The organism is Planctomycetia bacterium (assembly GCA_016795155.1).
Taxonomy (GTDB): Bacteria; Planctomycetota; Planctomycetia; order Gemmatales; family HRBIN36; genus JAEUIE01.
The window spans coordinates 1-6170 of record JAEUIE010000065.1 but is presented as its reverse complement, the minus strand read 5'-3'; the positions used below and the strand labels follow the sequence as shown (position 1 = coordinate 6170).

Sequence of the window (6170 nt, the reverse complement as noted above, 5' to 3'; positions counted from 1 at the left end):
ACTACCGGTGGCGTAAGAAATATGGCGGCGTGAAGATCGATCAGGCGAAGCGTCTGAAAGACCGTAGCCATCCGGTGACGCTGCTGATGGCTCCAGTCGCAGTCGAGTTGCCGTGTAAAGGGATGAAGAATTGGGAGAAGACTAATTCGAGCGGGACAGGTAACAAGTTGCATGTCCGCAGAATAGAGAGAACGCCAAGTTCAAAGCTGCCATGTATTACCCTGATTCATCTTCCAGCATTCTTGCTGGTAGATCAGTTTCCTAGTGCTCACGTCCTGCACCGTCCATTAGAATACCCACATTGACGAAACCCCTTAGTCGATGAGCCAACTGATCTATGCACGACCCTGAACTCACAGGTGCCTATCAGCCGGGTGGCGCACCAGTGCCTGCTGCTGATCCCGCTGCGGGCCCCCCGTCGCAGATCGGGCGCTATCGCATTGAGAAAGTACTCGGCAAGGGTGGCTTCGGGCTGGTGTATCTGGCCCATGATGACCAGTTGCAGCGGCTGGTGGCCATCAAGGTGCCACATCGCACGCTGGTAGATCGTTCGGAAGATGCTGAAGCGTACCTGACGGAAGCCCGTACCGTTGCCAACCTCGATCATCCCAACATCGTTCCAGTATATGATGTAGGCAGCACCGGGGACTGTCCCTGTTTTGTGGTCTCGAAATACATTGACGGTACCGACCTTGCTTCGAGGCTCAAACAGAGCCGGCCATCCATCACGGAAGCGGTGGAACTGGTGGCGACGGTGGCGGAGGCACTGCACCATGCCCACAAGCAATGGCTGGTGCATCGGGACATCAAGCCGGGTAATATCCTGCTCGACAAAAAAGGCAAGCCCTTCGTGGCTGACTTTGGCCTGGCTCTGCGTGAACAGGATGTCGGCAAGGGGCCTCGCTATGCTGGCACGCCTGCTTACATGTCGCCGGAACAGGCCCGTGGCGAAGGACACCGTGTGGATGGCCGCAGCGACATCTTCAGCCTGGGAGTGGTCTTCTATGAACTGCTGGTGGGGCGCCAGCCGTTCCGTGCTGACTCGCAAGTGGACTTGATGGAACAGGTGACGAGCTTCGAGCCACGTCCACCCCGTCAGTACGATGAAAACATCCCGAAAGAACTGGAGCGTATCTGCCTGAAAGCATTGTCGAAACGAGCGTCGGAGCGTTACACGACCGCCAAGGACATGGCTGATGACCTGCGGCACTTTCTGGCCGAGCAGACTATCAGCCATCAGTCCAACAATGCAACGGACTTGACTACCCCTGCGATTACGCCAATCTTGCAGCCAACATCCACGGCCATGGCATCTGGCCGATCCGGCACGTCTTCGATCACGCCAACCTCGGATCACCAGCCCATCAAGATCGTACCGAAAGGCTTGCGCTCGTTCGATGCCCACGATGCCGACTTCTTCCTCGAACTGCTCCCCGGCCCACGTGACCGGGATGGATTGCCGGACAGCCTGCGGTTTTGGAAGACTCGGATCGAAGAAACTGATGCTGACAATACCTTCAGCGTAGGCTTGATTTATGGGCCTTCCGGCTGTGGCAAATCGTCATTGGTCAAGGCAGGATTATTGCCTCGGTTATCCGATCGTGTCATTGCCGTCTACGTGGAAGCCACTGCTGACGAAACAGAGACTCGTCTACTCAACGGCTTGCGCAAACGCTGTCCTGCACTGGCAGAGCAACTGAGCCTGAAAGAAACGCTGACGGCGTTGCGGCGAGGTCAGGGCATTCCTGTGGGTAAGAAAGTGGTCATCATTCTCGATCAGTTCGAGCAGTGGCTGCATGCGAAGAAGGAAGAGCAGAACACAGACCTGGTGCAAGCTCTGCGGCAGTGCAATGGCGGACGGGTGCAGTGCATCGTCATGGTGCGCGATGATTTCTGGATGGCGGCGACACGGTTCATGCGGGAGCTGGAAGTACGCCTTGTTGAAGGCCAGAACTCAGCTGCGGTTGATCTCTTTCCGATTCGTCATGCAGAGAAAGTACTGGCAGCGTTTGGACGAGCATTCGGTGTATTGCCGGATACAGCCACCGATGCCAGTAAGGATCAGAAACTGTTTCTCGAACAGGCTGTGAACGGCTTAGCTCAGGAAGGTAAAGTCATCTGCGTGCGGCTGGCCCTCTTTGCCGAGATGATGAAAGGTAAAGCATGGACACCCGCCTCGCTGAAGGCTGTTGGTGGCACCGAGGGAGTCGGTGTGACTTTCCTTGAAGAGACTTTCAGTGCAGCGAGTGCTCCTCCGGAACATCGCTATCACCAGAAAGCTGCCCGGGCCGACCTGAAAGCCCTATTACCTGAAACCGGCAGTGACATCAAAGGCCACATGAGATCATATGCCGAATTGCTGGAGGCGTCGGGCTACGGCAACCGTCCGAAAGACTTTGATGACCTCATTCGTATTCTCGATAGTGAAATACGACTCATTACTCCCACTGATCCAGAAGGCAAAGAGGAGTCCTCGGTCTCGTCATCGCAACCAGGTCATAAGTACTACCAACTCACTCACGATTATCTTGTTCATTCCTTGCGGGAATGGCTGACCCGAAAACAGAAGGAAACTCGGCGGGGCCGTGCCGAACTCCTGCTGGCAGATCGGGCTGGTGTCTGGAACGCTCGCCCGGAGAATCGGCAACTCCCATCGCTCTGGCAATGGGCCAGTATTCGGTGGTTGACAAACAGGAAGAAATGGACGATCCCTCAGCAAAAGATGATGGCGAAGGCAAGTCGTTATCATGTGTTGCGGGGCCTACTCGTTGCTGTGATTCTAACCCTCATTGGGCTTGGAAGTTGGGAAGGCTATGGGCGGCTGGAGGCGCGACGGCTTCGGGATCGCCTGCTGGAATCGACCATTGCCGATGTGCCTGGGATTGTCAACGAGATGACAGGATACCGCCGCTGGGTGAATCCCTTGGTACAGGAAGCCTATGCCCAGGCAGAGAAGGAGAACGACCCGCGTAAGCAATTGCGTGCCAGCCTCGCCCTGTTGCCGACGGATGCAGGTCAGGTGGAATACCTTGCGAACAGAATGCTACAGGCAGAGCCACAGGAAGCCGTGCTGATACGGGGTGCTTTGCTCGAGCATCAAGCTGATCTCACCGACCGATGGTGGAAACTGCTGGAGAACCCGAAAACCGAACCGGGGCAGCGACTCCGGGCTTCTGTCGCTTTGTCTGCGTTTACCCCTGACGATACACGATGGGAAAAGGTCAGTGGTGATGTGGCGGCCACGCTGATGAACCAGGAACCGTTTGTGATCGCCCCGTGGACGGAGGCCCTGAAGGGCGTACGTCGCTGGTTGATCCCTCCCCTGGCTGACTTTATCACTGATGAAAATCGTTCTCTCCCTTCACGAGTTCTCATTGCCAAAGTATTCGACACCTATGCTTTTGATACCCCCGAGGCTTTTGCCCGACTGGAAAAGCAGTTAGACGAGAAACCCGCTGTCAATGCCACAGTCGATTCAAAAGTTGATCTCGCTAGGAAACAAGCCAGTATCGGCGTAGCCTTGATGGTAATGGAAAGGAGCGAGAAAGTCTGGCCGCTGCTAAGGCATAGTCCTGATCCTACTCTGCGTAGCTACTTGATCGACCGATTTGCCCCTGCTGGGGTCGATCACAATGTCTTGCTCACCCGGTTGGTAAAGGAGCAGGAACCCTTTATCAAACAAGCCATCCTGCAAAGCCTGGGGGAATATGGACTGGATCGATTGCACCAGTTTGACCGCCGAAGCCATCTACCTTATTTACTGAAACTCTATCGAGACGATCCCCATTCGGGAATTCATGGCGCGGTAGAATGGCTGTTACGCCAGTGGCAGGCGTCGGAGGAATTGAAGAAAATCGACCAAGTGTTGGCGACTGGAAAGGTAGAAGGTAAGCGCCTGTGGTATCTCAATCGCCAGGGTGACACGATGGTGGTCATTCCCAAGCCCGGAGTGTTCTGGATGGGTGAGGGAGAACAACGCCATCGGAAACAAATCGACCGCAACTTTGCGATTGCATCGAAGGAAGTAACGGTGGATCAGTTTCTCCGATTTCGAAAAGAACACCAGTATCAAAAGGACTATGCTCAAACAGGTAATTGCCCGGTGAATAATGTTTCCTGGTATGACGCAGCGGCTTACTGTAACTGGCTGAGTGAACAGGAAGGTATCCCAAAAGAGCAGTGGTGCTATGTGCCAAATGATGAGGGCAAGTATGCAGAAGGCATGACAATGTCCACCGATTACTTAAAGCGAACAGGTTATCGCTTGCCAACTGAAGCAGAGTGGGAATATACCTGCAAATCCGGTACTGATACGGCATATTCGTTTGGGGATTCTGTAGAAATGCTTGGCAAATATGCGTGGACTTCCTCAAACTCAATGAACAAGAGCCATCCGGTGGGTTGCCGGAAACCAAATGACTTGGGGCTTTTTGATATGCATGGCAATAATTGGGAGTGGTGCCAGGATGCTTATTTTCGCTATCCGCAAACAAAGGAAAACTTCGCGTCCATCGATACTGAAGAAATTACATCAATCAACCCAAATAATGACCGAGTGATGCGTGGCGGACCGTTCGTAGATCCTGCTTCTTACCTGCGTACAGCCTTTCGTTTCAAAATTGTCCCCAGATTCAAGTTCTTTAATACTGATTTTCGAGTGTCACGGACTTTACCACTCAGCTTTGCAACTGCATTACCACACGCCGAAGGTGTGCGATAATAAATAAAAGAAATGACGATGGCCTAATCGTCGTGAGCATCGTGAATTAACTGTCATCGCAATGATGTATGATCTGATTCTCTCTTGTAGATTGGCGGCATGAAATGGATCAAGCATTTGCAGCACTTCTTTTTTGTGTGTTTGTCGCACTTATCGTCATCCTAACAGTAACCATCATCTGTTATCGCACCTCCAAGCAGACAAGTGTAAAGCAATGGATTGGCAACGTACTGACCTTTTTCGTCTGGCTTATTGCATCACTTGGTGGTGGATACTCTCCTTGGCCCTTCAGCAAAGACACAACGAAAGCAGAAAACCAGCCACCTAAGACGCCATGATGGGCAGCGAATCAAACCCGCGGACTTAGTAACCGTGCAGATAACGAGTATGGAACTTGGGCAAGGGCTGCAATCCATCGAAGAGCACCAGGAACTCAGTTACGATGCACAAAAAGAAGAGCGGGTAGGTGTTTGCACTCTAACACCACCAAAGGTAAGCTGAAAATCAGATATCTCATCAACTGGCAGGATAAGAATAAGGGGATGTTTCGTAGCCGTCCGGTGGCGCTGCTGATGGCCCCAACCGCTGCTTTCTCGTTGCCCGCTTTCACCCCCGTGGTTACACTCGGCTCATGTCCGAAGTGTCCCGATTTCTCGAAGCTGCCCAAAATGGAGATCGCCAAGCTGCAGCCAACCTACTCCTGCTCGTTTACGACGAGTTGAGGAAGCTTGCGGCCACGCGCATGGCTGCGGAAGCCCCGGGTCACACACTTGACGCAACCGCGCTGGTTCACGAAGCGTACCTGCGTCTGGTGGGTGACCAGCAGTTCGACGGCCGCGGGCACTTCTTTGCAGCTGCAGCCGAGGCCATGCGCCGCATTCTGGTCGATCATGCACGACATAAAGCCCGACTTAAGTATGGAGGCGGACTGCACCGTGTCGAGATGGGTGATTTTGCCGCGACAACTGCCGATGATCGGCTTCTGGCACTCGACGAGGCATTAACTCTGCTTGCGTCCGAAGATGCCACCATCGCCCGGGTCATGGAATTCAGGCATTTCGGCGGGTTTCATCACGAACAGATCGCTTTAGCCATGGGCATTACCGTCTATGAAGCTCGGCAAAAATGGACTTACGCCCGTGCCTGGCTGCAGGACAAACTCCGCGAGTAGCTTATTTTGGTTATTTTTCGACAGCTGGCCCCGATTTCGACGCATTGCTAGATAGAAGCCCCTTGGGAGACGTCTGTTGCCCATCGATCCGAGACGTACTGCGTCAGCACCGCTTGACAACGCTGCTGCCGCACCTGATTACGACTCGCCATGGTGGCTCTCCTCCCTCGAAGAAAGCCACTAACTTAACACAGCGTATAAGGCGTCAGTTTACCGGACGGCTACGAAAGACCTGGAGAAGGAGAACGCCCGTCTGAAGCGTTTGCTGGCGGAGGCGGA

3 protein-coding genes are annotated in these 6170 nt (G+C 53.7%); all 3 read left to right on the top strand.

Annotation, left to right across the window (positions count from 1 at the left end):
* The first annotated feature begins 337 nt into the window (after positions 1 to 337).
* On the top strand, positions 338 to 4720 hold the full coding sequence (locus JNJ77_21645; GenBank protein MBL8825206.1) for an SUMF1/EgtB/PvdO family nonheme iron enzyme: 4383 nt from the start codon (positions 338 to 340) through the stop codon (positions 4718 to 4720).
* A 104-nt stretch (positions 4721 to 4824) separates the two neighbouring features.
* On the top strand, positions 4825 to 5058 hold the full coding sequence (locus JNJ77_21640; protein ID MBL8825205.1) for a hypothetical protein: 234 nt from the start codon (positions 4825 to 4827) through the stop codon (positions 5056 to 5058).
* A gap of 293 nt (positions 5059 to 5351) precedes the next feature.
* Positions 5352 to 5891: a sigma-70 family RNA polymerase sigma factor gene (locus tag JNJ77_21635; GenBank protein MBL8825204.1), complete on the top strand. Its 540-nt coding sequence runs from the start codon at positions 5352 to 5354 to the stop codon at positions 5889 to 5891.
* Positions 5892 to 6170 lie beyond the last annotated feature (279 nt).

Excerpts from the sequence above, each read along its gene's own strand:
- JNJ77_21635 (MBL8825204.1), top strand. The coding sequence starts at position 5,352 with ATGTCCGAAGTGTCCCGATTTCTCGAAGCTGCCCAAAATGGAGATCGC.
- JNJ77_21640 (MBL8825205.1), top strand. The coding sequence starts at position 4,825 with ATGGATCAAGCATTTGCAGCACTTCTTTTTTGTGTGTTTGTCGCACTT.
- JNJ77_21645 (MBL8825206.1), top strand. The coding sequence starts at position 338 with ATGCACGACCCTGAACTCACAGGTGCCTATCAGCCGGGTGGCGCACCA.